The sequence below is a fragment of the uncultured Paracoccus sp. genome (genome assembly GCF_947496875.1).
Lineage (GTDB): Bacteria > Pseudomonadota > Alphaproteobacteria > Rhodobacterales > Rhodobacteraceae > Paracoccus.
Genome location: NZ_CANMEH010000021.1, coordinates 1 through 26,039 on the forward strand (window position 1 = coordinate 1; position 26,039 = coordinate 26,039).

Here is a 26,039-nt window from a genome sequence, read left to right on the forward strand (position 1 = left end):
ATCCATGATCCCGCCGGTCTCGTGATGGGCACGGCCTCTGACATGCGGGCCATGGCCGAGGCGCTGGACAAGGTGGGCGACAGCCTCGCTACCGGCTATGCCACGAAGTCCGGCCGCCCCGCCGCCGAGATTGCGGGGCTGATGGCCGCCGAGACCTGGCTGGATGCGAGCGAGGCGCTGGCGCTCGGTTTGGCCGACCGGCTTGCCGAGCCTGTGCGGATTGCCGCCAGCTTCGATATCGGCCGTTTCCGCAACGCGCCGCCGGCGCTGTCTGAAGCGGTCGAGGCCAGGACCGACAGCGGCGACGACAACGACGGCTCCGGCACCGATGCCGACGAGGCAACCGGCGGGGCCGCGGAGAGCGATGAGGCCTCTGGCGCCGGGGAAGACGAGATCGCCGAGAGCGACGCCCAACAGCTGCCGGTCGAGACGCCACCGCCCAGCGGCGCACCGCCCGATCCCGCGGCGATTCGCTCCGAGGCCGTCTCGCATGCCCGTGCCGTCGTCGATCTGTGCCGCCTTGCCGGACAGCCGCAGATGGCCGGGCGCTTTCTGGAAAGCGATGCTGACCTCGATCACGTCCGCGCCGCGCTCCTCGCCGCCAGGGCCGAGGCCGAACCCGAGATTGCCGGCCATCACGCGCAACCGGGCCGCCCATCGAGCACCCGCCCCTGGGGCGAGATCGTCGCCCGCACCTTCAAGCTGAAAGGATGACCCATGACCACGCTCACCGAGACCACGCATCCCGGCGGCTTCCTCGTCTGGGAGGCGTTCCGCGACTACACCCGCGAGACCATCACCGTCGCGCGCGGCACGCTCGAACCCGGCACCGTGCTTGGCAGGATCACCGCCTCCGGCAAATACGCCGCCCATGATCCCGCCGCCATCGACGGCACCGAAACTGCCGCCGTGGTGCTCTGGGGCAAGGCCGACGCCTCGGGTGGCGACGTGCGCGCCGTCGCCCTGATCCGCGGTCCCGCCATCGTCAACCGCCACGATCTCGTCTTTGCCGGAACGCCGAGCGCCCCCGAGATCGCCGCCGCCCATGCTGCCCTTCTGGCGGCAGGCATCCTCGTCCGCTGATCCGATCCCCGCAGGAGGCATTCCCATGGCGACCATGGACATCTTCGAAGGCGACGCCTTCACCATCATCGAACTCACCCGCGCGCTGGAGAACATCCCCTTCAGGCCAGCGATCCTGTCGGGCGCCGGCCTGTTCTCGCCGCGGGGCGTGCGCGCGCGCACCGTGGTGATCGAGAGCCGCGACGGCACGCTGTCGCTGATCCCGTTCTCCGAACGCGGGTCGGCCTACGAGCAGCAGATCCCCGAGCGCCGGGAGATGCGCGCCTTCGTGTGCCGGCAGTTCAAGAAGCAGGATGTGCTCTGGGCCTCGGAAATCCAGGGCATCCGCGACTTCGGCTCGGAAACCGCGGTCCAGCAGGTGCAGAGCGAGGTCGCGCGCAAGCTCGGCCGTTTGCGCCAGGATGCCGAGGCCACCTTCGAGTATCACCTGCTGAACGGCATCCAGGGCATCGTGAAGGATCCGAAGGACGGCGCGACGGTGGTCAACTACTTCACCGAGTTCGGCATCACGCCCGCCGCCGAGATCGACTTCGATCTGGACAACGCTTCGCCCGCCTCGGGCGCGCTCAGGAAACGCTGCCAGGCGCTGATCGAGGACGTCGAGGCGTCGATGGGCGGGCTCGCAGCGGGTGCCGTGCAGGTCCGCGCCGAATGCGGCTCGGCCTTCTTCGCCGACCTCGTCGCCCACAAGGAGGTGCGCGAGACCTATCTCAACACCGCCGCCGCAGCCGATCTGCGCGGCAGGGTGGCCGACGAGGTCAGCTTCGGCGGTATCACCTTCCGCCGCTACCGCGGTGGCGCGGGCTTCGGCGTGCCGACCGACAAGGCCTTCTTCTATCCGGAAGGCGTCGAGGGGCTGTTCGAGATCTACCACGCCCCCGCCGACACCTTCGAGACGGTGAACACGCTGGGCCTGCCGCTCTACGCCCGTACCATCCCGGATCGGGATCGGGACGAATGGGTGCGGCTCGAGATCGAGAGCAATCCGCTGCCGATCTGCACGCGGCCGCAGGTGCTGCGTTCGGCACGGCGGACGTGATGTCCGCCGTTGGCGCGGCCGTCGACACGCTCTTCGCCGATCCGAACATCGGCCGGGATGCGGTCTATATCGCCGATGGCGGCGCGCCCGTTCTGGTGCGCGTCGTCGCTCGGCGCGCCGACGCGATCACCGACTTCGGCGACGCGCGGCTCTGGTCCGAGACCACCCGGATCGACCTGCGCGTCGCAGAGGTTCCAAACCCGCGCCCCGGCGACCGGATCGAGATCGGTGGCGATGCCTTTCTCATTCAGGGCGAGCCTGTCCGGGATCGCGAGCGGCTCGTCTGGACCATCGACCTGAGGCCAACGTGAAGCGCGGCGTCAACATCGTCGGCGATATCGCCCGGATCATGGAGGCCGAAGCCCGCGCGGGCGAGAAAGCCGTCACCACGGCCATGCGCGACGCCGGGACCGGCCTGAAATCCGCCTGGCGCGCGCAGATCACCGGCGCCGGGCTCGGGGCGCGGCTCGCCCGCACCATCCGGTCGGACGCCTATCCCAAGGGCCGGCCGAGCCTCAATGCCGCGGCGCTGGTCTGGTCGAAGGCGCCGGTGATCGTCGGCGCACATGACACGGGCCCGCTGATTCGCTCGAAAGACGGGTTCTGGCTGACGATCCCCACGGCTGCGGCGGGCAAATCCACCCGCGGTGGCCGGATCACCCCCGGCGAATGGGAGCGCCGCACCGGACTGCGCCTGCGCTTCGTCTATCGGCGCACCGGACCGAGCCTGCTGGTGGCCGAGGGACGGCTGAACACCAAGGGCCGTGCGGTGGCGTCACGCTCGAAGACCGGCCGGGGGCTGACCACCGTGCCGATCTTCCTGCTGGTCCGGCAAGTTAGATTGCCGAAGCGGCTGGATCTGGCGTGGGACGCGGAACGGGCGGTGGACAGCGTGCCGGGCCTGATCGTGGCAAACTGGGTGGACGGGCGGCTATGACGACTTTCGGTTACACAATGCGGCGGCCACGTCGGTCAGACCTGCCGTGGTACGAACGTCGGTTCGGTCGGTCAGCCGGCACAACAGGACAGTTTCGCCACGTCCCTGTCGAAGCTCTGCGCAGCGAGCTTCAGCCCCTCGACCGTGGTGAGATAGGGGAAGATCGTCTCGCCGAGCGCCTTCGTCGTCACGCCGAACTTCAACGCCATGGCGAGCGTCTGAACGCTATCCGCACCTTCGGGGGCCATGATCACGCCGCCAAGCAGGCGGTCGGTCTTCGCATCCGCAACCAGCTTGATCAGCCCCTGCGTGTCGCGGGCGGCCAGCGCGCGGGGCACGTTGTCGAGAGAGAGGATGCTGGTCTTGACCTCATGGCCCGCGTCTCGGGCATCAGCTTCGATCAGGCCGACCCCGGCGACTTGCGGATCGGTGAACACGACCCAAGGTATCGCGCCATTGTCATACCGCTCCGCACCTCCCAAAACCGCGTTCCGCGCGGCCAGTTTCGCGCCATACGCGGCCATGTAGACGAACTGGTCACGGCCCGTCACGTCGCCCGCCGCATAGATGCCGGGCCGTGTGGTTGCCATGTCGTCCCCGACCGTGATCGCACCACTTGCGTCGGTCTCGACGCCCATCTCTTCGAGGCCGAGACCTTCGGTGTTAGGAGTGCGGCCCGTGGTCAGAACAATGTAGTCTGCAATCAGAACCCGTGCGGCGCCGTCCTTCGTCACCGTCAGGGCAGTACGGTCGCCCTCGCGCCGCGCAGCCTGATAGGTCACGCCATCAATGATCTTCACACCCTCGGCCCGCAAGGCTTCCGTCAGGGCACGGCTCGCCTCCGGCTCGGTCCGGGGCAGAAGCCGCGACCGGCAGACGATGGTCACCGCAACCCCCATGCGCGCCATCATCTGCGCAAGTTCCACACCGATATAGCCGCCGCCGAGGAAGATCAGACTTTCCGGCAGCCTCTCCAGTTCCAGCAGCGAGGTGCTGTCAAGCGTGGACGTCGCGCCGATGCCCGGAATGTCGAGCACCGCCGGACGTCCTCCCGTGGCGACGATCACCTTGGGCGCGGCAATCTTCCGCCCACCGACTTCGACGCCTCCGGGGATAAGCCGCGCCGCGCCATCGTCGAAATAGGCGATACCGTCATAGCCGGGCAGCAGGTCGACATATTTCTTCTGCCTAAGCGAGGCGACAAGATTGTCCTTCGCCGCGATCAGCGACGTCCAGTCGGTGACCTGCGCCTCACCCCGCAGGCCGGGAAAGCGCTCGGCCGCCTTCGCGCCATGGAGTGCTTCGGCGGCACGGATCATCGTCTTGGAGGGCACGCAGCCCACGTTGACGCAGGTCCCGCCGATAATTCCGTGGCCGATCAGCGCGACGCGCTTGCCCCCCTCTGCCGCCGTGATCGCGGCGGAAAAACCAGCCGATCCGGCCCCGATCACGGCGAGGTCGAAATCGCCCTTGGGCGCCGCAGACGGGCTGTCCGTCCGGTCGTCTGCAATGCTCACGTCACGCACCTCTCGTCGCTGGTTGACGACCAGTGTAGGGTCTGTAGCGGCTACAGGCTCAAGGGAAATTCGACCCATGTCCGATCACGACAGCGAAAGCGGCCTGACGCGCGGCGAACTGGCGCGTGCGACCGGCTGCAACATCGAGACGATCCGCCATTACGAGAAGATCGGCATGTTGCCCCACCCGCCACGGACGGGTGCGGGCTATCGCATCTACGCGCGGTCCCACGCCGCTCGGCTGCGCTTCATCCTGCGCGCCCGTGAACTGGGCTTTGCGATGAAGGACATTCGCGGGCTTCTGGGTCTCGAGGACGGCACCGCGCCCACCTGTGCCGACGTCCATGCGCGCACCGAACGCCATCTTGCGGACGTCCGCGCGAAAATCGACGATCTGAAACGGATTGAGTCCGTCCTTGCAGGGACCGCCGCGAAATGTTCCGGCGACGAGGTGCCGGACTGCCCGGTGCTTGATGCAATCACAAGCTCCTTTATTCGATGACCCCCCGCGAAACCATCCTCGCTGCGCTGCACACGCAGCTCTCGGCGCTGCCCGCCATGGCCCTGCGTGGTGAAGTTCTGCCCGAGCGCGTCCCCGCTGATGGCTTGCTGATCCTGCGCGACGGCGAACCCGGTGAGCCCGAGGTGACGCTCTCGCCCCTGCGTTATCACTATCAGCACCGCGCCGAAATCGAAGCCGTGGTGCAGGGTGCGAACCGTGACGCCACCTTCGACACGCTCTGCGCCAGCATCGGCGCGACGCTTGCCGCCGACCGCACGCTCGGCGGGCTTTGTGACTGGGTCGAGGCGGAGGCCCCGCAACCGGTCGATCTGCCGGTGGACGGCGCGGCCAGCCTGAAGGCGGCCGTCATCCCGGTCATTCTACATTACTCCGTTTCGGACCCGCTTGGCTAACTCCACCCTGAGTGCGGGTGCTGCGTTCGGCGGGACGACAGTCCACTGGACTGTCGCCTGATCCGCCTCACTCCACGGCCGATCCGCTCGGCTGACCCCTTCTCACGACAGGAGACGAACATGGCACGCGCGCAAGGAGCGCGGGCGCGGATGGCGCTCGCGTTCGAGACGAGCTACGGGACGCCGCCCGCCAGCGGTTACACAAGGATGCCCTTCGCCAGCACCTCGCTGGGGGCGGAACAGCCGCTGCTGAACTCGGAGCTTCTGGGTTACGGCCGCGATCCCCTGGCGCCGGTCAAGGATGCGGTGACCGTCGATGGCGATGTGGTGGTGCCGATCGACACCGAGGCTTTCGGCTTCTGGCTGAAGGCGGCGTTCGGGGCCCCGACCACGACGGGAAGCTCGCCCGGCCCTTGGACCCATACCTTCCAGTCCGGCGGCTGGGCGCTCCCCAGCATGGCGATCGAAACCGCCATGCCCGAGGCGCCGCGCTATGCCATGTATTCCGGCGTGGTGCTGGATCAGCTCAGCTGGCAAATGCAGCGCTCGGGCCTGCTCACCGCCACCTCGCGGCTGGTGGCGCAGGGCGAGGCGGTGGCCACGACCAGCGCTGCGGGCACGCCGGCGGATCTGGACCTGATCCGCTTCGGCCATTTCAACGGCGCGATCAAACGCAACGGCACCGCCTTGGGCAACGTGATCTCGACCGAGATCACCTATGCCAACAATCTCGACCGGATCGAGACCATCCGCGCCGATGGCATGATCGACGGCGCCGATCCCTCCATCGCTGCGCTCACCGGCCGGACGGAGGTGCGTTTCGCCGACAGCACGCTCGTCAGCCAGGCGATCAACGGCACGCCCTGCGAGCTGGAGTTTTCCTACACGCTTATCTCCGGGGAAAGCCTGACCGTCACCGTCCATGCCGTCTATCTGCCGCGCCCGCGCATCGAGATCGGTGGGCCGCAGGGCATTCAGGCCAGCTTCGACTGGCAGGCCGCCCGCGACGCCACGCTCGGGCGGATGTGCACCGTCACTCTCGTCAACGACATCGAGGAATACTGACCATGATCCGTCTCGAGCTTTCCGGCGACCCAAAATGGCTCGATCTTGGGGCCGGCCTGCGTCTGCACGTCCTGCCCGTCACCACCGCGATCATGGTCGCCGCGCGCAACGACCCGGCCATCGAGGCGCTACCCGAAGGGGCCCGGCAGGAGGACATGGCGCTGGCAATGGCCAAGGCCGTCGCCCGCCGCGTGGTCACCGGCTGGGAGGGCGTCGGCGATGCCGACGGCAGGCCCGTTCCCATCACGCCGGAAGGCATCGACGCCCTTCTGGACATCTGGCCGGTGTTCGAAGCCTTCCAGGCCCACTGCCTCGCGCCGCATCTGATGCTGGAAGCGGAAAAAAACGCCTCCACGCTCTCGCCGACTGGCACTTTGGCGGGGGCGACGCCTACTGCAAAGCCTGCGAGCCCTGCGAGGGCCGCGAACAAGCGTGCCCGGACTGCCCGGCGCGGCTGAACCGGCCCCTGACGTTTGAGGGCTGGCAGGTCTGGGATCTGGCGCAGCGCCTGACCGGACAGCTTCGCCTCGCGAGCGGCATGGGCGGCGCCACGGTGCTTGGCTGGGACATGACGGCGGCGATCGCCATGGCGCGGGCGCTCGGGATGGATCCGCTGATCGCTGCCGAATGCCTGCCCGAGATCGAGGCCGTGATGGTCCGCAAGCTCAACGAACAGATGGCGTCAGGCGACCGGTCCTCGCCGGGGCCGGAGCGATGAACCGGGCCCACAAGCCTCGATCCCTTCGTCAGGAACACTGATCCATGCCTCAGAAGAAGGTCTCCGTCCGCCTCGTCGCCGAGGGCGGGCGCCAGGTGAAGGCCGAGTTCCAGGGGATCGGCGACGCCGGCGAGGCAAGCTTCAGGCGCATCGAGCGGCAGGCTGATGTCACCGGCGCGGTGCTGCGCCGCCTTGCCGGCATCGTCGCCGGGGCACTGTCGGTTCGGCAGATCGTGGCCTATGCCGACAGCTGGACCGATCTGCGCTCGCGTGTCGATCTCGCCACCGGGTCGCAGGAGCGTGGTGCGGCGGTGATGGAGCGCCTCGCCGCCATGGCGCGGCGGACCTATTCCGGGATCGAGCAGACGACCGAGTCCTGGCTGGCCAACGCCACCGCACTGCGCGAACTCGGCCTTTCCACCCGCGAGAGCCTCGATTTCACCGAGGCGCTGAACAACGCCATGGTGGTCTCGGGCGCCAAGGGCGAGCGTGCCGTCTCGGTGCAGACCGCGCTGGCCCGCGCCATGGCACTGGGAAAGCTCTCGGGCGACAACCTCAACACCGTGATCGCGCAGGGCGGGCGCGTCGCGCAGCTCCTCGCAGCGGACCTCGGCACCACCGTCACTGGGTTGCGGCAGGCGGGCGCCGAGGGCCGCATCACCGGCGCGGTGATCCAGACGGCGCTGATCGGCAATCTCGAGCGGCTGCGCGAGGAAGCCGACGGCATGCCCGCCACCATCGGCGACGCCTTCACGCTGATCGGCAATGCCGCGATGCAGCTTGTCGGGACGTGGGATCAGGTGTTCGGGGCCTCGTCGCTGGTGGCCACGGCGCTGATCGCGGTGGCCGACAACATGGAACGCCTCGCCGCCATCGGCATCGCCTTCGCCGGCTTCATGGCCGGGCGCTGGGTCGCGGCGTTCCTCGCCGCCCGTGTCGCCACGCTGACGCTTTCCGGCGCATTGACCGTGCTGCGGGGCGCCATCGTGCGCACCGGCATCGGCGCCCTGATCGTGCTGGCGGGCGAACTGATCTACCAGCTGATGAATGTCGTGCAGAAGGTGGGCGGTTTGGCCGAGGCCTTCCGCCTCGTTGCCGAGTTCGCGGCCGAGGCATGGAACCGCATGGGACTGCGCCTCGACGCGGTGATGGCCCGCATCGGCGCCGCCTGGGAGGGGCTGAAGGCGACCATCTTCACCCTGCTCGACGAAACCGTCAGCGGCGTGGTGAGCTTCGGCGACCGCAGCATCGCAGTGTTTCAGGGTGCCTATGACGGTGCCGTGGCGATCTGGGGCAGCCTGCCCGGCGCCATCGGCGACTTCGCCTTCCAGGCCGCGAACGGCCTGATCTCGGGCGTCGAGGCAATGCTGAACGGCGTTGTCAGCCGGATCAACAGCTTCATCCGCGGGCTCAATGCCGCGCTGGAGCTGCTGCCTGACTGGGCGGTCGGCGACGGCGGGGTGCGGATCGGCACGCTCGATCCGGTGGCGCTGGGGCGGGTCGCGAACCCGTTCGAAGGGGCGGCGACAGCGGCCGGCACTGCGGCGGCCGATGCTTTCACCGCCGCCATGGGCCAAACCTATGTCACCGCGCCCGACACCGGACTGGGCGCGATGGCCGAGGCCGCGCGCGGACGTGCCGATGCTTATCGCGAGGCGGCGGGCATACTCTCTGACGCGGCCTCGCGGCCGATGGCCAGCTGGCAGGCGCTGAAGGATGCGGTGACCGGCACCGGTGACGAAGCCGGGGATGCGCTCGAGGATGCGACGGGCAGCGCCCTTGAGTTGGGCGATGCGCTGGACGGCGCGACCGGTGCCGCGGGTCGCGCCGGCGCCGCCGGTCGGCAGGCCGGGGCGGAGGCGGCTGCGGGGGCGGAAACGGCCGTCACCGGCTGGGCCGCCGTCAGCGCCACGCTCGCCGATTATGCCGCCAAGGCGCGCGAGATCGGCGGCGATATCGGCAATGCGCTGGTCGGCGCATTTCAGGGTGCCGAGAACGCCGTCGGCGAGTTCGTGAAGACCGGCAAGCTGAGCTTCCGCGACCTCGTGACCTCGCTCATCGCCGATCTGGCGAAGCTCGCGGCGCGGCGATTTATCCTCGGTCCCATCGCCAATGCGCTCTCCGGTGTGCTGAGCGGTGCGGGCGGGATCTTCGCCGACGTCCTGCATGCGGGCGGTGTGGTGGGCGCACCGGGTTCCGGCCGCATGGTCCCGGCACTCGCCTTTGCCGGAGCGCCCCGCATGCATTCCGGCGGCTGGGCGGGCCTCAGACCCGACGAGGTGCCCGCGATCCTGCAGCGCGGCGAGCGCGTGCTCTCGCGCCGCGAAGCCGCGGGCTACGGCGGGGCAAGCGCGCCTACGGTCCACGTCACGATCAACGCGCGGGATGCCGAGAGCTTCCGCCAATCCCGCACACAGATCGCGGCCGATATCGCCCGGGCAGTTTCGCTCGGGCGAAGGGGGATGTGAGGAGCAGTCATGGCGTTTCACGAGGTCCGGTTTCCGGACGATATCAGCCGCGGTGCGCGCGGCGGACCGGAGCGGCGCACCCAGATCGTCGAGCTCGCCTCTGGCGACGAGGAGCGCAACGCCAGCTGGGCCAACTCGCGCCGCCGCTACGATGTGGCCTATGGCATCCGCCGCGCCGACGATCTCGCCGCCGTCGTGGCCTTCTTCGAGGCGCGGAACGGGCGGCTGCACGGCTTCCGCTTCAAGGACTGGGGCGACCACAAGTCCTGCCTGCCCTCGCAGACGCCTACGCCGACCGACCAGCCAATCGGCACCGGCGACGGCACGACGACCGCCTTCCAGCTGCTGAAGCGCTACGCCTCCGGCGCGCAATCCTGGACGCGTGCGATCACCAAGCCGGTGGCAGGCAGCGTGCGCATCGCGCTCGCCGGTGTCGAGCAGCCCTCGGGCTGGTCGGCCGATACCACGACCGGTCTCGTCACCTTCGCTGCGCCCCCAGCCGCGGGCGTCGCCATCACCGCCAGCTTCGCGTTCGACGTGCCCGTTCGTTTCGACACCGATGCGCTCGACGTCACGCTCGATCTCGAGCGGCTCGGCTCGATCACCTCCATCCCGCTTCTGGAACTGCGCCGATGAAGATACTCGACCCCTCACTGCAGGCCCATCTCGACGACGGCACGACGACGCTCGCTTGGTGCTGGCGCATCAGCCGCGCCGACGCCGTCACCTTCGGCTTCACCGACCACGACCGGACGCTCGCCTTCGATGGGACCGACTTCGAGCCCGAGAGCGGATTGACGGCCTCCGAGGTGCGGTCGGGCTCGGACCTGTCGGTCGATGCGCAGGACGCCGAGGGCGTGCTGACCTCCGACCGCATCACAGAGACCGACATCCTCGACGGCCGCTGGGACAACGCCGAGGTCGAGGTCTGGCGGGCGAACTGGGCCGACCCCAGCCAGCGCGTGCTGATGCGCCGCGGGGCCATCGGCCAGATCCGGCGCGGCCGGCTGGCCTTCGTCGCGGAGGTCCGATCGCTCGCCCATGTGCTGGGCCAGACGGTCGGGCGGACCTTCCAGGCGAGCTGCGACGCCGCGCTCGGAGATGCGCGCTGCGAGGTCAATCTGGAGGATCCCGCCTTCAAGGGCACTGGCAGCGTCATCGATCTCCTGCGCGATCGGGCCTTCACCGCCTCGGGCCTCGGTGGGTTCACCTCCGGCTGGTTCACCTTCGGCACGCTGGAATGGACGAGCGGCGCGAATGCGGGCCGGCGCACCGAGGTGCTGGGCCATGACGTCACGGACGGCGTGGCGATCCTGACCCTGCTCGAGGCGCCGGTGCGCGCGATCGCCGAGGATGATGCCTTCACCATCCGTGCGGGCTGCGACAAACGGATGGAGACCTGTGGCGCGAAGTTCGCCAACACCGCCAACTTCCGAGGCTTCCCACACATCCCCGGCCAGGATGCCGTGCTGCGCTACGCCACGAAGGATGGCGGCCACGAAGGGTCCGTGCTGTGACCTCCGCTGATCCCACCCGCGTCATCATCATCGGGCGGTCTTGGCTCGGCACGCCGTATCACGACCAGGCCAGCCTGCGCGGTGTTGGCTGCGACTGCCTTGGTCTCGCGCGCGGCGTCTGGCGCGAGGTCGTGGGTCCAGAGCCGTTCCCGATCCCGCCCTACAGCCGGGATTGGGGCGAGACCGGGCCGCGCGAGGTTCTGGCCGAGGGCGCACGGCGCATGATGATCGAAGTGGAACCCGCGGCGGCCGGTCCCGGCGGGCTGGTGCTCTTCCGCATGAAGCCGCGCGCCATCGCCAAGCATGTCGGGATCCTCACAGGGCCCGGCACCTTCCTCCACGCCTATGAGCGGCTCGGCGTGATCGAGGAACCGCTCACGCAACCCTGGCGGCGGCGCATCGCCTTCGCCTTCCTGTTTCCGCAAACCTGAGACCCACCCATGGCCACCCTCGTTCTCGGTGCCGCTGGCGCCGCCATTGGCGGCAGCATCGGCGGTGCGATCCTCGGCGTGAGCGCCGCGACCATCGGCGGCTTCATCGGCTCCACCATCGGCTCGGTCGTCGACAGCTGGATCATCTCGTCGCTGGCGCCCACCCAGCGCATCGAGGGCGCGCGTCTCGACACGTTGCGCATCACCTCGGCCACCGAGGGCGCGGTCATCCCGCGGCTCTATGGCCGGATGCGAATAGGCGGCAACATCATCTGGGCGACCGATTTCCGCGAGGAGACGAAGACCACCACGCAGGGCGGCGGCAAGGGTGGTGGAAGCGGCAAGGTCATGACGACCGAGTATCTGTACTACGCCTCCTTCGCCGTGGCACTCTGCGAGGGCTCCGAAGCCGGTCCCGCAGGGACCATTCTCTCCGGTGGAGAGAATGGAGGCGGAGGAGGCCCGGTAGGGCGGGGAATCACCGGCATCGGTCGCATCTGGGCCGACGGCAAGCCGATGGACCTCTCCGGCGTCGCCTGGCGCTGGTATTCGGGCGACGAGGCGCAGACGGCGGACCCGTTCATCGCGGCCAGGATGGGCGCGGCCAGCACGCCTGCCTATCGCGGCACCGCCTATGTCGTCTTCGAGGAACTGGCGCTATCGACCTACGGCAACCGGCTGCCGCAGCTCTCCTTCGAGGTCTTCCGGCCGCTCGCCGATCCCGACACCGCCGAGGGCCTGACCCGCGCGGTCACCATGATCCCGGCCTCGGGCGAGTTCACCTACGCCACACAGGCGATCCGCAAGACCGATGGCGGCGCGACGGTGCCGGAGAACCTGAACGCTCTGGCCAACTCCACCGACATGGTGGAGGCGCTGGACCGGCTGCAGGCGATGGCACCTGCGGTCGAAAGCGTCAGCCTCGTCGTGGCGTGGTTCGGCGACGACCTGCGCGCGGGATCGTGCAAGGTACGGCCAGGCGTCGAGGTCTCAGCCAAGTCGACCACGCCCGCCAGTTGGTCGGTGAACGGCGTCAGCCGCGCCAACGCCTTCCTCGTCAGCCGCGACGATCAGGATCGTCCAGTCTATGGCGGCACGCCGTCGGACTTCGCGGTGGTGCAGGCGATCCAGGAGATGAAGGCCCGCGGGCTGCGGGTGACCTTCTATCCCTTCATCCTGATGGACGTGCCGCCCGGCAACGCGCTGCCGAACCCGTATTCCGACAACGCCGCCGAGACCGGCCAGCCCGCCTTCCCCTGGCGGGGGCGGATCACCTGTTCGCCTGCAGCGGGGTTCGCAGGGACCGTGGACAAGACCACCACGGCCGCAAGCCAGGTCGCGGCGCTGTTCGGTGCGGCGACGCCCGCCAGCTTCAGCGTCTCGGGCGAGAGCGTCAACTGGACCGGGCCATCGGGCGACTGGGGCCTGCGCCGCATGGTGCTGCACTACTCCCATCTCTGCGCGGCGGCGGGCGGCGTGGACGCCTTCCTGATCGGGACCGAGATGCCGGGGCTGACCACGATCCGCTCGGGGGCCAGCACCTATCCCGCCGTGCAGGTCTATCGGGATCTGCTTGCGGATGTGCGCTCGATCCTCGGGTCCGGGACGAAGATCGGCTACGCCGCCGACTGGTCGGAGTATTTCGGCCACCAGCCAGGCGATGGCTCGGGCGATGTGTTCTTCCACCTCGATCCGCTCTGGGCCGATCCGGAGATCGATTTCGTCGGTATCGACAACTACATGCCGCTGTCGGACTGGCGCGACGGGTTCGGACATGCGGACGCGGCCGAGGGCTGGCCCGCGATCTACGACCGCGCCTACCTGCAGGGGAACATCGCGGGCGGGGAAGGCTTCGACTGGTTCTATGCCAGCGCAGCGGATCGGTCAGCACAGATCCGCACTCCGATCACCGATGGCGCGGCCGGCAAGCCGTGGGTCTTCCGCTACAAGGACCTGCGCGCCTGGTGGTCGAACCCGCATTACGACCGCCCGGGTGGGGTGGAGAGCGAGACGCCGACGGCGTGGGTGCCGCAGTCGAAGCCGATCTGGTTCACCGAGTTGGGCTGCCCGGCCATCGACCGGGGCACCAACCAGCCCAACGTCTTCTTCGACCCGAAGTCGTCCGAGAGCTTCACGCCGCATTTCTCGCGGGGCTGGCGCGATGACGCCATCCAGCGCGCCTATCTCGAGGCGACGTATCTCTGGTGGGGCGAGGCCGCGAACAATCCGGTGTCCTCGGTCTACGGCGGCCGGATGGTGCATGTGCCGGAATGCGCTGCCTGGACCTGGGACGCGCGGCCCTATCCGTTCTTTCCGGCGCTGACCGACGTCTGGACGGACGGCGCGAACTGGCGGCTCGGCCACTGGCTGACGGGGCGGCTCGGCGCGGTGTCGCTGGCCGCACTTGTCCGGCACCTCTGTCTGCGCGCCGGGCTCCCCGAGGACCGCATCGATGTCTCCGGCCTCTGGGGCGCGGTCGAGGGCTACGCCATTACGGCGCTCGAAAGCCCGCGCGCCTCGATCACCACGCTGTCGCGCCACTTCGGCTTCGACGCGGTCGAGACCGAAGGGGTGATCCGCTTCATCATGCGCGGCCGGGCCTCTGTCGCCACCCTTGCGCCCGACGATCTGGTCGCCGGTCGTGAAGGTGACATCCTCGAACTCACGCGCGGCCAGGAGACGGAACTGCCACAGGCGCTGAAGTGGCAGGTCGCCCGCGCCGACGAGGATTACGACGCGGCCCTCGTCGAGGCGCGGCGCGTCACCGTCGACACGACGCGGATCGCCTCGGAGTCCTTCCCGATGGCGGTGCCGCCCGAGGAAGCCGAGCGCCGCTGCCGCCGCGCGCTGATGGAGGCGTGGGTGGGGCGCGAGACGGCGGCGTTCCGTCTGCCGCCCTCGCGGCTCGCGCTCGATCCTGCCGACGCGATCCGACTCGCGCATGACGGGCGGCTGGTCGATCTGCGGCTCGTCTCCATTGCCGACGCGGAGGCGCGCGGCATCGAGGCGGTCCGCCAGGACCGCGCGACCTACGACCTGCCGCCCGGCGATCCCCGCGCAGCCTCGCTGACGCGCGCCGTCGTGTTCGGCGCGCCGGATGCGGTGCTGATGGACCTGCCGCAGCTGACCGAGGACCAGCCCGCGCATCGGCCGCTGGTCGCCGCGCATGCGGTTCCCTGGCCCGGAGAGATGGCGGTGTTCCGCAGCCCCTCGATCGATGGGTTCGATCTGCTGACGACGTTCGGCAGCCGCGCCCGGATCGGGGCTCTGGTCTCGGACTTCTTCGCGGGGCCGACATCGCGCTTCGACCTCGGCAATGCGCTGGTGGTCGATCTGCTGACTGGCACGCTGGAAAGCGTCACCGACCTGACGCTGTTCGGCGGGGCCAACGCGCTGGCGATCGAGAGTGCGCCCGGCGTCTGGGAGATCGTGCAAGCGGGCGCGGCCGAATTGCTGGCGCCAGGTCGTTATCGTCTGAGCCGGCTCCTGCGCGGCCAGCGCGGCACCGAGAGCGCCATGGGCAACCCGGCGCCCGCAGGCGCGCGGGTCGTCGTGCTGGACACCGCGCTGACGTCCCTGCCGATTGCCGAGTCCGATCTTGGGTTGCCGTGGAACTGGCGCATCGGTCCCGCAAGCCGCTCGGTCAGCGACGAGACCCATGTGGCGCAGGCCTTCACGCCTGCGGGCATCGGGCTCCGTCCGTTCTCCGTGGCCCATGTCGAGCAGCCGTGGCGCACGCCACGCGTTTCCGGCGATCTGACCCTCCGCTGGACGCGCCGGTCTCGCGCTCTCGCGGCCGACAGCTGGGGCGGGCTCGAGGTGCCGCTCGGCGAGGAGCTGGAGGCCTACGAGGTCGAAATCCTCGACGGCGACACCGTGAAGCGGGTGCTGAGCACGACCACGACCAGCGCGATCTACACGGCCGCCCAGCAGACCGCCGACTGGGGTGCGCCCCTCGGACCAAGCGCCAGCCTCGCCATCCGCATCTTCCAGCTCTCCTCCCTTGTGGGGCGGGGCGCGCCCAAGACCGTCACGCTCACGTTCTGAAGGTCATCCCATGTCCGACGCCACGACCCATCTCCTGCTGCCCTACATCCTGGCGGCGCAGGCTCAGAAGCATGTGACCCACAACGAGGCGCTGCGGATCGTGCTGAACGGCGCCACCGAGATCAACGGCTCCTACGGCGAAATCTCCGGCGCGCACGTCTCGGAAGCGACGGCGCTCTGGCTGCAGACCATGGTAGCGCTCATCCCGTGCAGTGGCTAATGCGGCTAACAACGTCCGTCTTGGTGACCACGCCGGCCATTCTTCCACCGTCACAGACGATGACCAGATTCCGTTGCGGGCCGTCCAGCAATCTTGCGGCATCGATTAGCAAAGCATCGGATTTGACCGTGATCAGCCGCTTCTGCGCGGCTGGTAAGACCCTGTCTACTCTCAACATCCTATCAGGCCCCCGTCATTCCCTCGGCAATCGGCTCCTCAGCTGGCGTGATGTCAGATGGCCACCCACGCAACGAGGGCAACCCGCAGCGTGGCGAGAATCCCCGTCGTCGCCAGCGCGAAGCAGAGGAAGCGTACCGCCAGAAGCGCCCAGATCTTCGCGCCCGAGTGGACGTAGTCTTCGATGATCACCTGCAGACCGAGCGCGGTATGCCAGAACAGCGCGACAAGAAGCAGCGTCATCAGCACCACGGTGATCGGAGAGCTTAGCCAAGCGATGAACGCTTCGTAGTCCGCCCCTCCATATGCGATCGCAGAAGCAACGAACCAGACCGTCAGAGGGACGAGTGCGACCGCCGTAACCCGCTCGATCCACCAGTGCTCGAAGCCCGCTTTGGCGGAACCGAGACCTCTGGCGCGGGCGATCGGAGTACGGAAGCGGTACCGGTCCATCAGTTCACCTCGTGATTACCTGGATGAGGATCCAGGTCGCCAGCGTCAGCACAATGCTGGTTAGGACCACGAGCCACCCGGAGACGTATATCTGGCGCAGCTCGAAACCGCGCACGGTGTCCCAGGTCAGATGGCGGATGCCGCCGAAAAAATGGAGGTAGAAGGCGAACATGCCGCCGAGCAGCAAGATCTGGCCCGGCCATGATCCGATAAGGCTCTGGAACCAGTAATAGGTCTCCGGCCCGCTTGCCGCCGCCACGAGCCAGATCACCAGAGCAACGGCGCCGATGCTGAGCACGACTCCGGTGATCCGGTTCGCGATCGACAGGACTGATGTCAGCTGGGGGCGATAGGCCTGGATGTTCGGTGAAAGCGGCCGGGTGTCGTCCTTCGGTGCGCGTGCCATGCCCTATCCCTTAGCTGTGCCGAGCGGCGATCATCCTCTTGATCTCGGCAATGGCTTTGCCCGGATTGAGCCCCTTCGGGCAGGTCCGGGTGCAGTTCAGGATCGTGTGGCACCGGTAGAGCCGGAACGGATCCTCGAGTTTGTCGAGCCGCTCGCCAGTGGCCTCATCCCGGCTGTCGTCCAACCACCGCCAAGCCTGCAGGAGCGCAGCCGGCCCGAGGAATCGGTCCCCGTTCCACCAGTGGCTAGGACATCCCGATGTGCAGCAGAAGCAGAGGATACACTCATAGTAACCGTTCAGCTTCTCCCGGTCCTCGGGTGCCTGGCGCCGTTCCTGGTTGGGCGCGGGTGTGTCCGTGTGGAGCCATGGCTCGATCATCTCGTATTGCGCATAGGCATGAGTGAGGTCGGGAACGAGGTCCTTGACGATCCTCATGTTCGCCAGCGGATAGACTTTTGCTGGCGTATCGAGATCGGCGATTTCCCTCGTGCAGGCGAGCCAGTTCGTGCCGTCCATGTTCATCGCGCAGGACCCGCAGATACCTTCGCGACACGAGCGGCGGAAGGTGAGCGTCGGATCGATCTTGTTCTTAATCCAGATCAGCGCGTCGAGAACCATCGGGCCGCAATCGTCGAGATCGACCTCGAACGTGTCGAGGCGCGGATTGGCGCCGGTGTCGGGATCGTATCGGTAGACTTCGAACGTCTTCACGCGTGTCGCGCCCTCTGGCGCGGGCCAGGATCGGCCGCGCTTGATTTGCGATCCTTTAGGAGCTCCAAATCCTCGAGGGACCGGAAAGCGCTTGAGCGCGGTGTGGCGGGGAATCTCATCGGAAGACTCAATGATGAAGGATTTCGCTTTCGCCATCTCTATTTCCAGTCCTTGCCACGTCACGCCAACGCGTACTTGCGCGAACGGTTGCTCTCCGTTGACCTGATCTGGCGGAGGCGCATTGGCCGTAACTCGCGCTAAAGCACCTTAGTCTTGACGTTCCATCCTCGCGCCCTCAGTTTTCCCTTCGCCAACATGTGGTCTATAACTTCATGCCATTACGGCCCACATGATTCCCAGAATCACGACCAGGTAGACGATCATGTTGAACATCGATCGGATGAGACCGGCGTCACTCTCCGGCTCGACTCCCAATCGTTCACAGATTTTTGTGCCCGGCCAAAGCATCATCTCACTAAACGACATCAGGGTGCTCCAAGATTTGGTCCGAAGACCGGTTTCTAGTCGATGGTTTCGGCGCGCACCGCGAGGCCGTACGGCCACGCAGCAGACCGCGGGTCAGTGGCGAGAGGGGGCCTGCTCCGATTGCAGTCCGCGCTGCTCAGGCGACTAGCCGATCCGCCTCGACGCTGACCGCGTCGGAAGGGCGTGGCGGTCGCCGTCCCTTCGAGACATCGCTCGTCAGAAGGTCGGCAGACCCGCTCATCTTGTTTTCCGGTCTTGGCGAAGCCTTGAGCGTCCCTTCGTCCTGATTGGGCAGGACGTTCCCGACGCGGTCGAGCGCGACGCGGCGCCCCGTCTCCTTTGAGCGAAAGACCATCTGCGGCGTGTCGTCGTCGCTGGCGCCGAGTTCGTACCAATAGCTGATCGTTCCCAGCCGCAGGTGGTCCTCCAGTTCGACGCGGCCGATCGAGAACGCCTGCGCGAGACGGTCCAGGTCAACCTCCGTCCGATCATTGCAAAGCTTCAGGCTCAACATCGGCATCTCCCGCGCTGCGTCTTGGGCCGCTCCGGGTCACTTCGAAGCGGCAGGTGGTCCTTAATCGGTATTTACAATGCCTATTATAGAATCTACACCAGATGCAAGCCCGACGTGACGAGGTGCCAATGGCCCGCGCTGCCGCAGACCTTCCGCCGCCGCCTTCGGCCCGACCCGCCGTGACCGCCGAACTGATGGCACGGACCGGGCTCGACGAGGCGCTGCTGACCAAACTGGTGCATCGCTTCTACGAGAAGGTTCGTGCCGATACGGTGCTGGGTCCGATCTTCGCCGCCCGCATCGAGGACTGGGGGCCGCATCTCGAGCGGATGGTGAGGTTCTGGTCGTCGGTCGCGCTCATGACCGGGCGGTACCACGGTGCACCGGTGCCGAAGCATGCGGACCTGCCGGTGAGCTGGGAACATTTCGAGCGCTGGCTCGCTCTCTTCGGTGAGACTGCGCACGAGGTCTGTCCGCCCGAGGGGGCGGCTCACGTCATCGAACGTGCCGAGCGCATTGCCCGCTCGTTGCACATCGCTGTTCGCGAGGCGCAGGCGCCTCCCGACGCCGTTCCGACGCTGCGCTGACGAAAGGACACCCGATGAACGACGCTGTCCCGATTCACCACGCGACCGAGCTGACCCGCTTCATCGAGAGCCGCTATCATGCGCGCCACCGCGAGCAGCTTCCAATGCTGCTGAAGCTGGCCGAGATGGTCGAGGATCTCCATTGCGGCGAAGAGGGGGTGCCGGACGGCCTCCACGATCTCCTGCGCCGGATGGCAGAAGAGCTGGAGATGCACATGACGAACGAGGAGCTCGTCCTTTTTCCCGCTATCCGCAAGGGTGGTGGTCGGGCTCTCGCCGAGGCAATCGCCCCGATCCGCGCCAATCATGCCGAGCACGACCACCAATTGGCCGAGATCCGGAGGCTGACCAATGATCTCGCACTGCCCGAAGGAGCCTGCAGCAGCTGGAACACGCTCTATGCAGGCCTGGCGGAATTCGCCGATGACCTGAGCGAACATGTCCGGCTAGAAGATGACGTGCTGTTCCCAAGGTTCGAGAGAGCGGCCTGAGGGTTCGGCACAGGACACCCCCCAAGTTCAACCAGAGAGGAGCCAAAACCGTGCAACAGCTTTCCGCCACCATCGTCTGCCTGGCCGCGCTTCTAGCCGCGCCGGCCATTGCTCAGGGCACCTCCCAAGAGTCCGCGGGGGACGCTGCCGCTGCCGAGGAGTCCTGGCTGCCGTCTCTCATGACCGACACGCCGGCCGAGGGTTTCGACCTCGCAGTCTCGATGGCGCGCAAGGCGGTGACTACCACGCAGACGGACACCGACATCCTGCATGCGCTGCGCCCCAACTATTCGCACGATCCGCAAAGCCTGATCGACGTCTCGGGCGTCGTGGCCGACTACTTCGCCACGATCGCAGCCGCCAACGACTACTGGCGCGAATAGTCGAGGCGGCGCATGTCGGACGTCCGATTCCCGAAGCCCACGCGTGAGACAGCCGAGCGCCGCCACGCGCTCGCCCCGGAAGCCGATAAGGCGTTCAGGGCCTTCACCAAGGCGGTCTTCGCCGAGGGCGCACTCGACACCCGGACCAAGCAGCTGATCGCGGTCGCGGTGGCCCATGTGACGCAGTGCCCGTGGTGCATCGAAGGCCACGTGAAGGCCGCGCGGCGCGAAGGCGCGAGCGCCGAGCAGATCATGGAGGCGATCTGGGTCGCGGCCGAGATGCGGGCGGGCGCGGCCTTCGCCCATTCGGTCAAGGCGCTGGACCTCTTGAAGGACTCCGGGGAGGAGTGAGCCGGGCGCCGGACATCAGGATCGCGCGCGTCCACGATGCGCCCGACGCGATGCCCGGCGCCCGGCTTCTGGTGGACCGGGTCTGGCCGCGGGGCGTCACCAAAGCCAAACTTCGGCTCGACGAGTGGATCCGCGATGTCGCGCCGAGCACTGAACTTCGCAAGTGGTTCGGCCACGATCCCGAACGGTGGGACGCATTCCGCGAGCGCTACCTTGCCGAACTCGAACGCAATCCGGAGGCGGTGGACCGCTGCCTTGGCTGGTGCCGCAAAGGGCCCATCACGCTCCTCTTTGCGGTGAGAGACCGGGAGCACAACCAGGCCGTGGTGCTGCGCGAGCACCTCACCGCATGCCTGAGGCAGCAGCGATGACCCCGCGCACAACAACCGAGAAACCTCGACCGACATGACCAGCACAGCCGAACAGATGCGCGCCTGGCGCGGGTCCGTCCTTCTGACCTACGGGTTTCGTCCGTTCTTCTTCGGCGCCGGGGTTTGGGCGGTCGTTGCCATGGCGCTCTGGGTGCCGATGCTGAGCGGGATCATCGCGTTGCCCACCGCGTTCGACCCGGTGTCGTGGCACGCGCACGAGTTCCTCTTCGGCTATCTCGGAGCGGTTGTCGCGGGCTTCCTGCTGACGGCGGTGCCGAACTGGACCGGGCGGCTGCCCATTGTGGGTTGGCCGCTCGGCGGCCTCTTCGCATTGTGGATTCTCGGCCGGGTCGCGGTCGCCTTCTCGGCGGGAATACCGCCCATGCCGGTTGCCGTGGCCGACCTCGCTTTCCCGGTCGTGCTCGCCGCCGCGATCGCGCGCGAGATCGTCCGGGGGCGCAATTGGCGCAACCTGATCGTCCTGGCGATGCTGTCCGTGCTGATCCTCGGCAACGCGGTCTTTCACTGGGAGGCGGCCCGGGGTGCCTATGCCGCCCAAGGAACGGGGCTGCGCCTCGGGCTCGGGGCCGGCATCATGATGGTCGCCGTGATTGGCGGGCGGATCGTGCCGTCCTTCACGCGCAACTGGCTGGTCAAGCGCCAGAGTTCGGTCCTGCCCGCCCCGCCGATGCAGCTTTTCGACTGGCTGGCGCTGCTGGTCCTCGGCCTCGCGCTCCTGCTCTGGGTCGTGGCGCCGGGTGCGGGTGTCACCGGCGCGTCGCTTCTCGTCGCGGGACTTCTGCATCTGGGGCGGCTGGCGCGGTGGGCCGGGCACCGGACCGGGGCCGAGCCGCTGGTGCTGGTCCTGCACGCGGGCTACGCCTTCGTGCCGCTCGGGGCGCTGGCGGTCGGGGCGGCTGTCCTGTGGCCGGGAGTGCTCGGGACGGCTGCGGCGCAACATGTCTGGATGGCGGGAGCTCTCGGGCTGATGACGCTGGCGGTGATGACGCGGGCGACGCTGGGCCACACCGGGCAGGCGCTGACAGCCGACGCCGGCACGGTCGCGATCTACCTGCTGCTGATCCTGTCGGTCGGGGCGCGCTTTCTTGCCGGGCCGCTGCCGGGGCTCGCGCCGGCGCTCCACACCGTTTCCGGCCTGGCCTGGATTGGCGCCTTCGGCGGCTTCTCCGCCCTCTATGGACGCCGCCTCCTGAGAGCCCGGCCGGAGCGCTGAGCGGATGGGCTGGATCGAGTTCATCACGGTCTTCGCAGGGTTCTACATCCTGCACTCGGTCCCGGTGCGCCCACCGGTGCGGCCGTGGCTGGTCGCGCGGCTGGGCCACGCCGGCTTCGGGATCGCCTATTCGCTCCTGTCGCTCGCGATGCTCGCGGCAGTGTTCGTCGCGGCGGACCGCGCGCCGTACGTGCCGCTCTGGCCGGAGCCGCCCGGCGCGCACTGGCTGGTACTGGCGGCGATGACGGCCGCCGGCCTGATCCTGGCCTTCGGCCTCTTCCGGCCCAACCCACTTTCCTTCGGCGGCACGCGAAACCCCACGTTCGACCCGCAGAACCCGGGCCTCCTGCGCTGGGTGCGCCACCCGGTGCTGGCGGCGTTCTTTCTGTGGTCGGGCGCGCACCTGGTGGTGAATGGTGACGTCGCTCATGTGGCGATGTTCGGCAGCTTCGCCGCATTCGCGCTCGTCGGCATGCGGATCGTCGACCGCCGCCGCCGGCGCGAGATGGGCGACGAGGTCTGGCAGCAGATGGTGGCGCGGATGTGCGCCGCGCCCGTTGCGCTGCCGCGGGCCGCCGTTCTGCGCGTTGCCGGTGCCCTCGCCTCGGTAATCGTCCTGATCCTGCTGCACCCGTGGTTCGCGGGCGTCGGCGTGCTCTGGCGTTTCCTGCCGTAGTTCAGGATTCCGCGCCGGCCGAGACGATGCGATCAAGCGCGGCGGTGATCGGTATTTCAGCCCACGGCTCGCCAGAGGTCTGCGCGAGCGCCGCGGCAACGCCCGCGACCGCTCGCGCCACCGCTGCCTCAAGCTCGAGCCCGAGGGCGAGCCGCGCGACCGTCAGGCCGGAGAGCAGATCGCCTGTCCCGGCCGGGCGGACCGGCAGGCGCGCGACCTCGTTCGCGATGCAGCGCCTGTCGCTCGCCGTCACCGTGGCCAGCCGGCCGGGACGACCTTCCACCGGCACCGACGTCGCGACCACCGCGGGACGGCCGAGCGCCTCCTTCGCCTCGACGACCGCCTCGATTCCGGTGATCGCTACGCCCGAGAGCGCCGCGAGCTCGAAGGCGTTCGGCAGGACGAGGTCGGCGAGTGGCACAAGCTCGGCGGTGAACGCCGCGCGCACAGCCTCGTCGGCGAAGAAGCCAAGATCCGCATCGCCCATCACCGGGTCGCAGGCATAGACGAGGCGCGGGTTCGCGGCCTTGGCCTGCTGCACAAACCCCGCCACCGCCGACGCGGTCTCGGCCCGGCCCATGAAGCCGGACAGGACCACCGCCGCCCGTTCGTGAACCCCGCGCTCGACGAGGCCCGCAAGAATCTCGGCGACGAGGTCGGGCTCGAGCAGCCGACCGCGCATCGTCGGATAGTGCGGATGGTTCGAGAGTAGCGTGGTCGGGACTTCGACCACGTCGACGCCGCAGGCACGCATCGGATAAGCGGCGGCGGAATTGCCGACATGGCCCCATGCGACCTGGCTCTGGATCGAGATGACGAGAGGCAGGGGCTTCTCGGCGCCATGCTCGCTCGGATCGCTCATTCCGGTGTCTCGAGGCGGCGCGTCCAGTCCTCCGTGCGGCCGTTAGCGAGCCGGGCCTCCGCCATGTTCCGCCACCTCTCGGGCAGCTCAGGCAGCGCCGTGAAGGCGGCGAGCGCGGGGCGATCGAGCCGGTCGCGATAGAGCAGGCGCCAGACTCGGTCGAGACTCCATTCTGGATGCGGACGCGCGACGAGCCGCGCCGTTTGTCCCGGCGCGATCTCGCCCGGCTCGAGGACGCGGAAGTACCAGCCCGTTCGACCCGTCGCCTGCACACGCCGCGCCATGTCCGGCCGCTCGAAGCGGAGGTTCAGCCGCCAGCAGGGCTGACGCGCCTGGCTCACCTCGAGTAGCACGCCGCCGAGTCGCCACCGGTCTCCAAGGCAGATGTCAGCCTCCGCCGCTCCCTCGACGACGAGGTTCTCGCCAAAGGCGCCGCGGCGGAACTGGGGTGCCAGATCAGGAAGATCGTTCGCCCAGTCGGGGTAGTGGCCTGCGGAATAGGCGTGGACGGCCTTGTCCGGCCCGCCGTGATTGCGGCGATCGCCCTGCGCGTCGCCGTCGAGCCCGCAGGCGGTGGCGGCAATCGGTTCCGCGACGCGATCCTTTCGGATTCCGCTCGGGACGGCCCTCGGGCCGAGCGGTCGCACGCGCCCGACGCGCACTTCTGAGACCAAGAACTCTGTCATGGCAGGAACCCCGATGCCTCCAACGCACGACGGACGCAACACCGACCAGACATGACACGCCTCTGCGGCGCCGGCGCATCGACATGGGTGGCGCGCAGGAACGAATGCGATCCATCCCTGCACCTTGAGAGATGGACCCTGCTCCATCGGGCGCGTAGCATTGACGTGCCACCACAATGGAAAACCGCCAATGCAACCCTCCGCCGAATATGCGGATGGGCCGCCGGAAAATGCATCACAAGGTACTGCACAAAAACCGCAACCTCCTGTCACGGCTTTCCGAGCCGGAGAGAACAGCGTGGCGCGGTCGGGCCGATCTCGCCACAGTCTTCTGGGGATACGGCGTACTCGCGACTTCGGCCCTCATCGTGCTGCACGCCGCCGCGCTGATGCTGCGGCAGGCGGCATTCCAGGAGGTGCTGATCGTCACTTCAGCGCTCTATACGGGCTGGATCCTGGTCGCGATATGGTGCTGCTCGTCGCAGGCGCATCCATTCTGGGAGACGCTGGCGCGGTGGCTGACGGTCGCGTGGGCGCTCAATAGCGGCTTCGTGCTCGCCTTCCTGCAGATCGAGCTTCTGGTTCGGGCCCTTGGCAGGTAGCTTACCAGGCTCTCCCGAGCACGGGTCGCGCATCGCTGTCGTCCTCGAGGGGGCACGGCTCCTGTTTCCAGGCTATTTCGCTCTGGTCATGGCGACCGGCGTGATCTCGATCGCGTGCGAGCTCTTGGGGCTGCGGCCGGTCGCGCTCGGCCTGGTTGCCTTTAACTGGATCGCCTATCCCGTGCTCTGGATGCTGACGCTGATCCGCGTCGTGCGCTTTCCCAGGCTGCTGATGCTTGACGTCTTCAACCATCAGCGTGCGCCGGGCTTCTTCACGCTCGTGGCCGGCACCTGCGTGCTCGGCACCCAGAACATGATCGTGCTCGAGGCGCGGGGCCTGGCGACGACGCTCTGGTGGCTAGGGCTGGGGCTGTGGTTCATCGTGATGTACACGTTCTTCACCGCCGTCACGGTCCGGGCGCGCAAGCCGACACTCGCGCAAGGCATCAACGGCGCCTGGCTCATCGCCGCGGTCGCGACGCAGTCGATCGTCGTTCTGCGGGCGGCGATCGACACCGGCGCCCCGCCGCACGAGGCGATCCAGTTCCTCACGATCACGATGTTCATGATCGGGTCGATGCTCTACCTCGCGATCATTCCGCTGATCTTCTATCGGCTCACCTTCGTGGCGCTGAGCCATGCCGAGTTCAGCCCGCCCTACTGGATCAACATGGGCGCGGTCGCGATTTCGGCGCTGGCCGGCTCGCTGCTGCTCCTGCAAGGCGATGTCTGGCCCCTCGTCGGGCCGCTCATTCCGTTCATCAAGGGGTTCACGTTCTTCTTCTGGGCGACCGCGACCTGGTGGATCCCGTTCCTCTTCGCGCTGATGACCTGGCGCTACCTCTGGAAGCGCGACAGGTTCCGCTACGAACCGGCGGTCTGGGGCATGATCTTTCCGCTTGGCATGTACACCACCAGTTCGCTCCAGTTCGACCGCGCCATGGGCTACGGCTTCCTCGATCCGCTGCCCGAAACGCTCGTCTTCGTCGCGCTGGCCGCCTGGGCTCTCGCCGTCATCGGCCTGGTCCGCCGGCTGGTAGGGATGGTCGTCGCGGCTTGATTGCAGCTCTCGCCTCCATGCGATCGAGCTG

General features: G+C 68.0%; 33 protein-coding genes. 25 read left to right on the plus strand and 8 right to left on the minus strand.

Going from position 1 to position 26,039, the window contains the following annotated elements; translation table 11 throughout:
* The 5 genes from Q0938_RS16230 to Q0938_RS16250 form a co-directional block, all read left to right on the plus strand.
* Positions 1-714 (plus strand): ATP-dependent Clp protease proteolytic subunit (locus Q0938_RS16230; RefSeq protein ID WP_299364580.1); only part of this gene is annotated, 714 nt, incomplete at its 5' end.
* A gap of 3 nt (positions 715-717) precedes the next feature.
* Complete coding sequence (locus tag Q0938_RS16235) at positions 718-1,083, plus strand: head decoration protein (RefSeq protein WP_299364581.1); 366 nt, start codon at positions 718-720, stop codon at positions 1,081-1,083.
* Positions 1,084-1,108: 25 nt separating this feature from the next.
* Entirely contained in the window at positions 1,109-2,122 is a 1,014-nt protein-coding gene (locus Q0938_RS16240) for a major capsid protein (protein WP_299364582.1), read from the plus strand.
* A complete protein-coding gene (locus Q0938_RS16245) occupies positions 2,122-2,433 on the plus strand; it encodes a hypothetical protein (RefSeq protein ID WP_299364583.1) in 312 nt (103 codons plus the stop codon). Before Q0938_RS16240 ends, Q0938_RS16245 begins: the two co-directional genes overlap by 1 nt.
* The gene (locus tag Q0938_RS16250) at positions 2,430-3,059 is read left to right on the plus strand and encodes a DUF6441 family protein (protein WP_299364584.1); all 630 of its coding nucleotides are present in this window, start codon (positions 2,430-2,432) and stop codon (positions 3,057-3,059) included. Before Q0938_RS16245 ends, Q0938_RS16250 begins: the two co-directional genes overlap by 4 nt.
* Positions 3,060-3,130: 71 nt before the next feature.
* On the opposite strand, the gene merA is transcribed toward Q0938_RS16250, so the two are convergent.
* Entirely contained in the window at positions 3,131-4,576 is a 1,446-nt protein-coding gene (merA, locus tag Q0938_RS16255) for a mercury(II) reductase (protein WP_299364585.1), read from the minus strand.
* A 76-nt stretch (positions 4,577-4,652) separates the two neighbouring features.
* On the opposite strand from merA, the gene Q0938_RS16260 reads away from it, so the two are divergent.
* The 11 genes from Q0938_RS16260 to Q0938_RS16310 all read left to right on the plus strand — a co-directional run bounded on the left by Q0938_RS16260 (position 4,653) and on the right by Q0938_RS16310 (position 15,957).
* A complete protein-coding gene (locus Q0938_RS16260) occupies positions 4,653-5,078 on the plus strand; it encodes a helix-turn-helix domain-containing protein (protein WP_299364586.1) in 426 nt (141 codons plus the stop codon).
* A complete protein-coding gene (locus Q0938_RS16265) occupies positions 5,075-5,491 on the plus strand; it encodes an acyl-CoA transferase (protein WP_299364587.1) in 417 nt (138 codons plus the stop codon). The genes Q0938_RS16260 and Q0938_RS16265 overlap by 4 nt, the downstream gene beginning before the upstream one ends.
* 120 nt (positions 5,492-5,611) lie before the next feature.
* Positions 5,612-6,556, plus strand: coding sequence for a phage tail tube protein (locus Q0938_RS16270; RefSeq protein ID WP_299364589.1), 945 nt, complete (start codon positions 5,612-5,614; stop codon positions 6,554-6,556).
* 2 nt (positions 6,557-6,558) lie between these two features.
* Positions 6,559-7,014: a hypothetical protein gene (locus Q0938_RS16275; RefSeq protein ID WP_275106311.1), complete on the plus strand. Its 456-nt coding sequence runs from the start codon at positions 6,559-6,561 to the stop codon at positions 7,012-7,014.
* An 80-nt stretch (positions 7,015-7,094) separates the two neighbouring features.
* Positions 7,095-7,274 (plus strand): hypothetical protein, encoded by a 180-nt coding sequence (locus tag Q0938_RS16280; RefSeq protein ID WP_275106310.1) that lies wholly within the window; start codon positions 7,095-7,097, stop codon positions 7,272-7,274.
* A gap of 44 nt (positions 7,275-7,318) precedes the next feature.
* Positions 7,319-9,742, plus strand: coding sequence for a tape measure protein (locus Q0938_RS16285; protein ID WP_299364591.1), 2,424 nt, complete (start codon positions 7,319-7,321; stop codon positions 9,740-9,742).
* 9 nt (positions 9,743-9,751) lie between these two features.
* On the plus strand, positions 9,752-10,378 hold the full coding sequence (locus tag Q0938_RS16290) for a DUF2460 domain-containing protein (RefSeq protein ID WP_299364592.1): 627 nt from the start codon (positions 9,752-9,754) through the stop codon (positions 10,376-10,378).
* A complete protein-coding gene (locus tag Q0938_RS16295; protein ID WP_275106307.1) occupies positions 10,375-11,259 on the plus strand; it encodes a DUF2163 domain-containing protein in 885 nt (294 codons plus the stop codon). Before Q0938_RS16290 ends, Q0938_RS16295 begins: the two co-directional genes overlap by 4 nt.
* Positions 11,256-11,690: an NlpC/P60 family protein gene (locus tag Q0938_RS16300; protein ID WP_275106306.1), complete on the plus strand. Its 435-nt coding sequence runs from the start codon at positions 11,256-11,258 to the stop codon at positions 11,688-11,690. The genes Q0938_RS16295 and Q0938_RS16300 overlap by 4 nt, the downstream gene beginning before the upstream one ends.
* 9 nt (positions 11,691-11,699) lie before the next feature.
* Complete coding sequence (locus tag Q0938_RS16305) at positions 11,700-15,737, plus strand: glycoside hydrolase/phage tail family protein (protein ID WP_299364594.1); 4,038 nt, start codon at positions 11,700-11,702, stop codon at positions 15,735-15,737.
* Positions 15,738-15,747: 10 nt separating this feature from the next.
* A complete protein-coding gene (locus Q0938_RS16310) occupies positions 15,748-15,957 on the plus strand; it encodes a hypothetical protein (RefSeq protein ID WP_299364596.1) in 210 nt (69 codons plus the stop codon).
* Here Q0938_RS16310 and Q0938_RS19465 read toward each other — a convergent pair.
* From Q0938_RS19465 to Q0938_RS16330, 5 genes are all read right to left on the minus strand, one after another.
* Positions 15,938-16,135, minus strand: coding sequence for a CBS domain-containing protein (locus Q0938_RS19465; RefSeq protein ID WP_366942771.1), 198 nt, complete (start codon positions 16,133-16,135; stop codon positions 15,938-15,940). The genes Q0938_RS16310 and Q0938_RS19465 overlap by 20 nt on opposite strands.
* Before the next feature lie 53 nt (positions 16,136-16,188).
* Positions 16,189-16,587, minus strand: coding sequence for a succinate dehydrogenase, hydrophobic membrane anchor protein (gene sdhD / locus Q0938_RS16315; protein WP_299364599.1), 399 nt, complete (start codon positions 16,585-16,587; stop codon positions 16,189-16,191).
* A 4-nt stretch (positions 16,588-16,591) separates the two neighbouring features.
* The gene (gene sdhC, locus Q0938_RS16320) at positions 16,592-16,993 is read right to left on the minus strand and encodes a succinate dehydrogenase, cytochrome b556 subunit (RefSeq protein ID WP_299364601.1); all 402 of its coding nucleotides are present in this window, start codon (positions 16,991-16,993) and stop codon (positions 16,592-16,594) included.
* A gap of 10 nt (positions 16,994-17,003) precedes the next feature.
* Complete coding sequence (locus Q0938_RS16325; protein WP_299364604.1) at positions 17,004-17,861, minus strand: succinate dehydrogenase iron-sulfur subunit; 858 nt, start codon at positions 17,859-17,861, stop codon at positions 17,004-17,006.
* A 466-nt stretch (positions 17,862-18,327) separates the two neighbouring features.
* Positions 18,328-18,705, minus strand: coding sequence for a DUF6522 family protein (locus tag Q0938_RS16330; RefSeq protein WP_299364606.1), 378 nt, complete (start codon positions 18,703-18,705; stop codon positions 18,328-18,330).
* A gap of 179 nt (positions 18,706-18,884) precedes the next feature.
* On the opposite strand from Q0938_RS16330, the gene Q0938_RS16335 reads away from it, so the two are divergent.
* From Q0938_RS16335 to Q0938_RS16365, 7 genes are read left to right on the plus strand one after another with little or no spacing between them, the layout of a single operon-like run.
* On the plus strand, positions 18,885-19,292 hold the full coding sequence (locus tag Q0938_RS16335; RefSeq protein WP_299364609.1) for a group III truncated hemoglobin: 408 nt from the start codon (positions 18,885-18,887) through the stop codon (positions 19,290-19,292).
* A gap of 14 nt (positions 19,293-19,306) precedes the next feature.
* Positions 19,307-19,783 (plus strand): hemerythrin domain-containing protein, encoded by a 477-nt coding sequence (locus Q0938_RS16340; RefSeq protein WP_299364611.1) that lies wholly within the window; start codon positions 19,307-19,309, stop codon positions 19,781-19,783.
* A gap of 50 nt (positions 19,784-19,833) precedes the next feature.
* On the plus strand, positions 19,834-20,166 hold the full coding sequence (locus Q0938_RS16345; RefSeq protein WP_299364613.1) for a hexameric tyrosine-coordinated heme protein: 333 nt from the start codon (positions 19,834-19,836) through the stop codon (positions 20,164-20,166).
* A gap of 12 nt (positions 20,167-20,178) precedes the next feature.
* Positions 20,179-20,517 (plus strand): carboxymuconolactone decarboxylase family protein, encoded by a 339-nt coding sequence (locus Q0938_RS16350; RefSeq protein WP_299364615.1) that lies wholly within the window; start codon positions 20,179-20,181, stop codon positions 20,515-20,517.
* Positions 20,514-20,888: a DUF488 domain-containing protein gene (locus Q0938_RS16355; RefSeq protein ID WP_299364617.1), complete on the plus strand. Its 375-nt coding sequence runs from the start codon at positions 20,514-20,516 to the stop codon at positions 20,886-20,888. Before Q0938_RS16350 ends, Q0938_RS16355 begins: the two co-directional genes overlap by 4 nt.
* 34 nt (positions 20,889-20,922) lie before the next feature.
* Positions 20,923-22,122 carry an NnrS family protein gene (locus Q0938_RS16360; RefSeq protein WP_299364618.1) on the plus strand — a complete coding sequence of 400 codons (1,200 nt, stop codon included), beginning with the start codon at positions 20,923-20,925 and terminating at the stop codon, positions 22,120-22,122.
* 4 nt (positions 22,123-22,126) lie between these two features.
* Complete coding sequence (locus tag Q0938_RS16365; RefSeq protein WP_299364621.1) at positions 22,127-22,798, plus strand: NnrU family protein; 672 nt, start codon at positions 22,127-22,129, stop codon at positions 22,796-22,798.
* A gap of 1 nt (position 22,799) precedes the next feature.
* On the opposite strand, the gene pdxY is transcribed toward Q0938_RS16365, so the two are convergent.
* Positions 22,800-23,660, minus strand: coding sequence for a pyridoxal kinase (gene pdxY, locus Q0938_RS16370; RefSeq protein ID WP_299364624.1), 861 nt, complete (start codon positions 23,658-23,660; stop codon positions 22,800-22,802).
* The gene (locus tag Q0938_RS16375) at positions 23,657-24,346 is read right to left on the minus strand and encodes an MOSC domain-containing protein (RefSeq protein WP_299364628.1); all 690 of its coding nucleotides are present in this window, start codon (positions 24,344-24,346) and stop codon (positions 23,657-23,659) included. The genes pdxY and Q0938_RS16375 overlap by 4 nt, the downstream gene beginning before the upstream one ends.
* 176 nt (positions 24,347-24,522) lie before the next feature.
* Here Q0938_RS16375 and Q0938_RS16380 point away from each other — a divergent pair, with 176 nt between their 5' ends.
* Both Q0938_RS16380 and Q0938_RS16385 read left to right on the plus strand, forming a co-directional pair.
* Positions 24,523-24,948 (plus strand): hypothetical protein, encoded by a 426-nt coding sequence (locus Q0938_RS16380; RefSeq protein WP_299364630.1) that lies wholly within the window; start codon positions 24,523-24,525, stop codon positions 24,946-24,948.
* The gene (locus Q0938_RS16385) at positions 24,938-26,008 is read left to right on the plus strand and encodes a tellurite resistance/C4-dicarboxylate transporter family protein (protein WP_299364632.1); all 1,071 of its coding nucleotides are present in this window, start codon (positions 24,938-24,940) and stop codon (positions 26,006-26,008) included. The genes Q0938_RS16380 and Q0938_RS16385 overlap by 11 nt, the downstream gene beginning before the upstream one ends.
* Positions 26,009-26,039: the final 31 nt, after the last annotated feature.

Coding starts and splice junctions, on each gene's coding strand:
- Q0938_RS16235 (WP_299364581.1), top strand. CDS start 718: ATGACCACGCTCACCGAGACCACGCATCCCGGCGGCTTCCTCGTCTGG.
- Q0938_RS16240 (WP_299364582.1), top strand. CDS start 1,109: ATGGCGACCATGGACATCTTCGAAGGCGACGCCTTCACCATCATCGAA.
- Q0938_RS16245 (WP_299364583.1), top strand. CDS start 2,122: ATGTCCGCCGTTGGCGCGGCCGTCGACACGCTCTTCGCCGATCCGAAC.
- Q0938_RS16260 (WP_299364586.1), top strand. CDS start 4,653: ATGTCCGATCACGACAGCGAAAGCGGCCTGACGCGCGGCGAACTGGCG.
- Q0938_RS16265 (WP_299364587.1), top strand. CDS start 5,075: ATGACCCCCCGCGAAACCATCCTCGCTGCGCTGCACACGCAGCTCTCG.
- Q0938_RS16270 (WP_299364589.1), top strand. CDS start 5,612: ATGGCACGCGCGCAAGGAGCGCGGGCGCGGATGGCGCTCGCGTTCGAG.
- Q0938_RS16275 (WP_275106311.1), top strand. CDS start 6,559: ATGATCCGTCTCGAGCTTTCCGGCGACCCAAAATGGCTCGATCTTGGG.
- Q0938_RS16280 (WP_275106310.1), top strand. CDS start 7,095: ATGGGCGGCGCCACGGTGCTTGGCTGGGACATGACGGCGGCGATCGCC.
- Q0938_RS16285 (WP_299364591.1), top strand. CDS start 7,319: ATGCCTCAGAAGAAGGTCTCCGTCCGCCTCGTCGCCGAGGGCGGGCGC.
- Q0938_RS16290 (WP_299364592.1), top strand. CDS start 9,752: ATGGCGTTTCACGAGGTCCGGTTTCCGGACGATATCAGCCGCGGTGCG.
- Q0938_RS16295 (WP_275106307.1), top strand. CDS start 10,375: ATGAAGATACTCGACCCCTCACTGCAGGCCCATCTCGACGACGGCACG.
- Q0938_RS16305 (WP_299364594.1), top strand. CDS start 11,700: ATGGCCACCCTCGTTCTCGGTGCCGCTGGCGCCGCCATTGGCGGCAGC.
- Q0938_RS16310 (WP_299364596.1), top strand. CDS start 15,748: ATGTCCGACGCCACGACCCATCTCCTGCTGCCCTACATCCTGGCGGCG.
- Q0938_RS19465 (WP_366942771.1), bottom strand. CDS start 16,135: ATGTTGAGAGTAGACAGGGTCTTACCAGCCGCGCAGAAGCGGCTGATC.
- sdhD (WP_299364599.1), bottom strand. CDS start 16,587: ATGGACCGGTACCGCTTCCGTACTCCGATCGCCCGCGCCAGAGGTCTC.
- sdhC (WP_299364601.1), bottom strand. CDS start 16,993: ATGGCACGCGCACCGAAGGACGACACCCGGCCGCTTTCACCGAACATC.
- Q0938_RS16325 (WP_299364604.1), bottom strand. CDS start 17,861: ATGGCGAAAGCGAAATCCTTCATCATTGAGTCTTCCGATGAGATTCCC.
- Q0938_RS16330 (WP_299364606.1), bottom strand. CDS start 18,705: ATGTTGAGCCTGAAGCTTTGCAATGATCGGACGGAGGTTGACCTGGAC.
- Q0938_RS16340 (WP_299364611.1), top strand. CDS start 19,307: ATGAACGACGCTGTCCCGATTCACCACGCGACCGAGCTGACCCGCTTC.
- Q0938_RS16350 (WP_299364615.1), top strand. CDS start 20,179: ATGTCGGACGTCCGATTCCCGAAGCCCACGCGTGAGACAGCCGAGCGC.
- Q0938_RS16360 (WP_299364618.1), top strand. CDS start 20,923: ATGACCAGCACAGCCGAACAGATGCGCGCCTGGCGCGGGTCCGTCCTT.
- Q0938_RS16365 (WP_299364621.1), top strand. CDS start 22,127: ATGGGCTGGATCGAGTTCATCACGGTCTTCGCAGGGTTCTACATCCTG.
- pdxY (WP_299364624.1), bottom strand. CDS start 23,660: ATGAGCGATCCGAGCGAGCATGGCGCCGAGAAGCCCCTGCCTCTCGTC.
- Q0938_RS16375 (WP_299364628.1), bottom strand. CDS start 24,346: ATGACAGAGTTCTTGGTCTCAGAAGTGCGCGTCGGGCGCGTGCGACCG.
- Q0938_RS16380 (WP_299364630.1), top strand. CDS start 24,523: ATGGAAAACCGCCAATGCAACCCTCCGCCGAATATGCGGATGGGCCGC.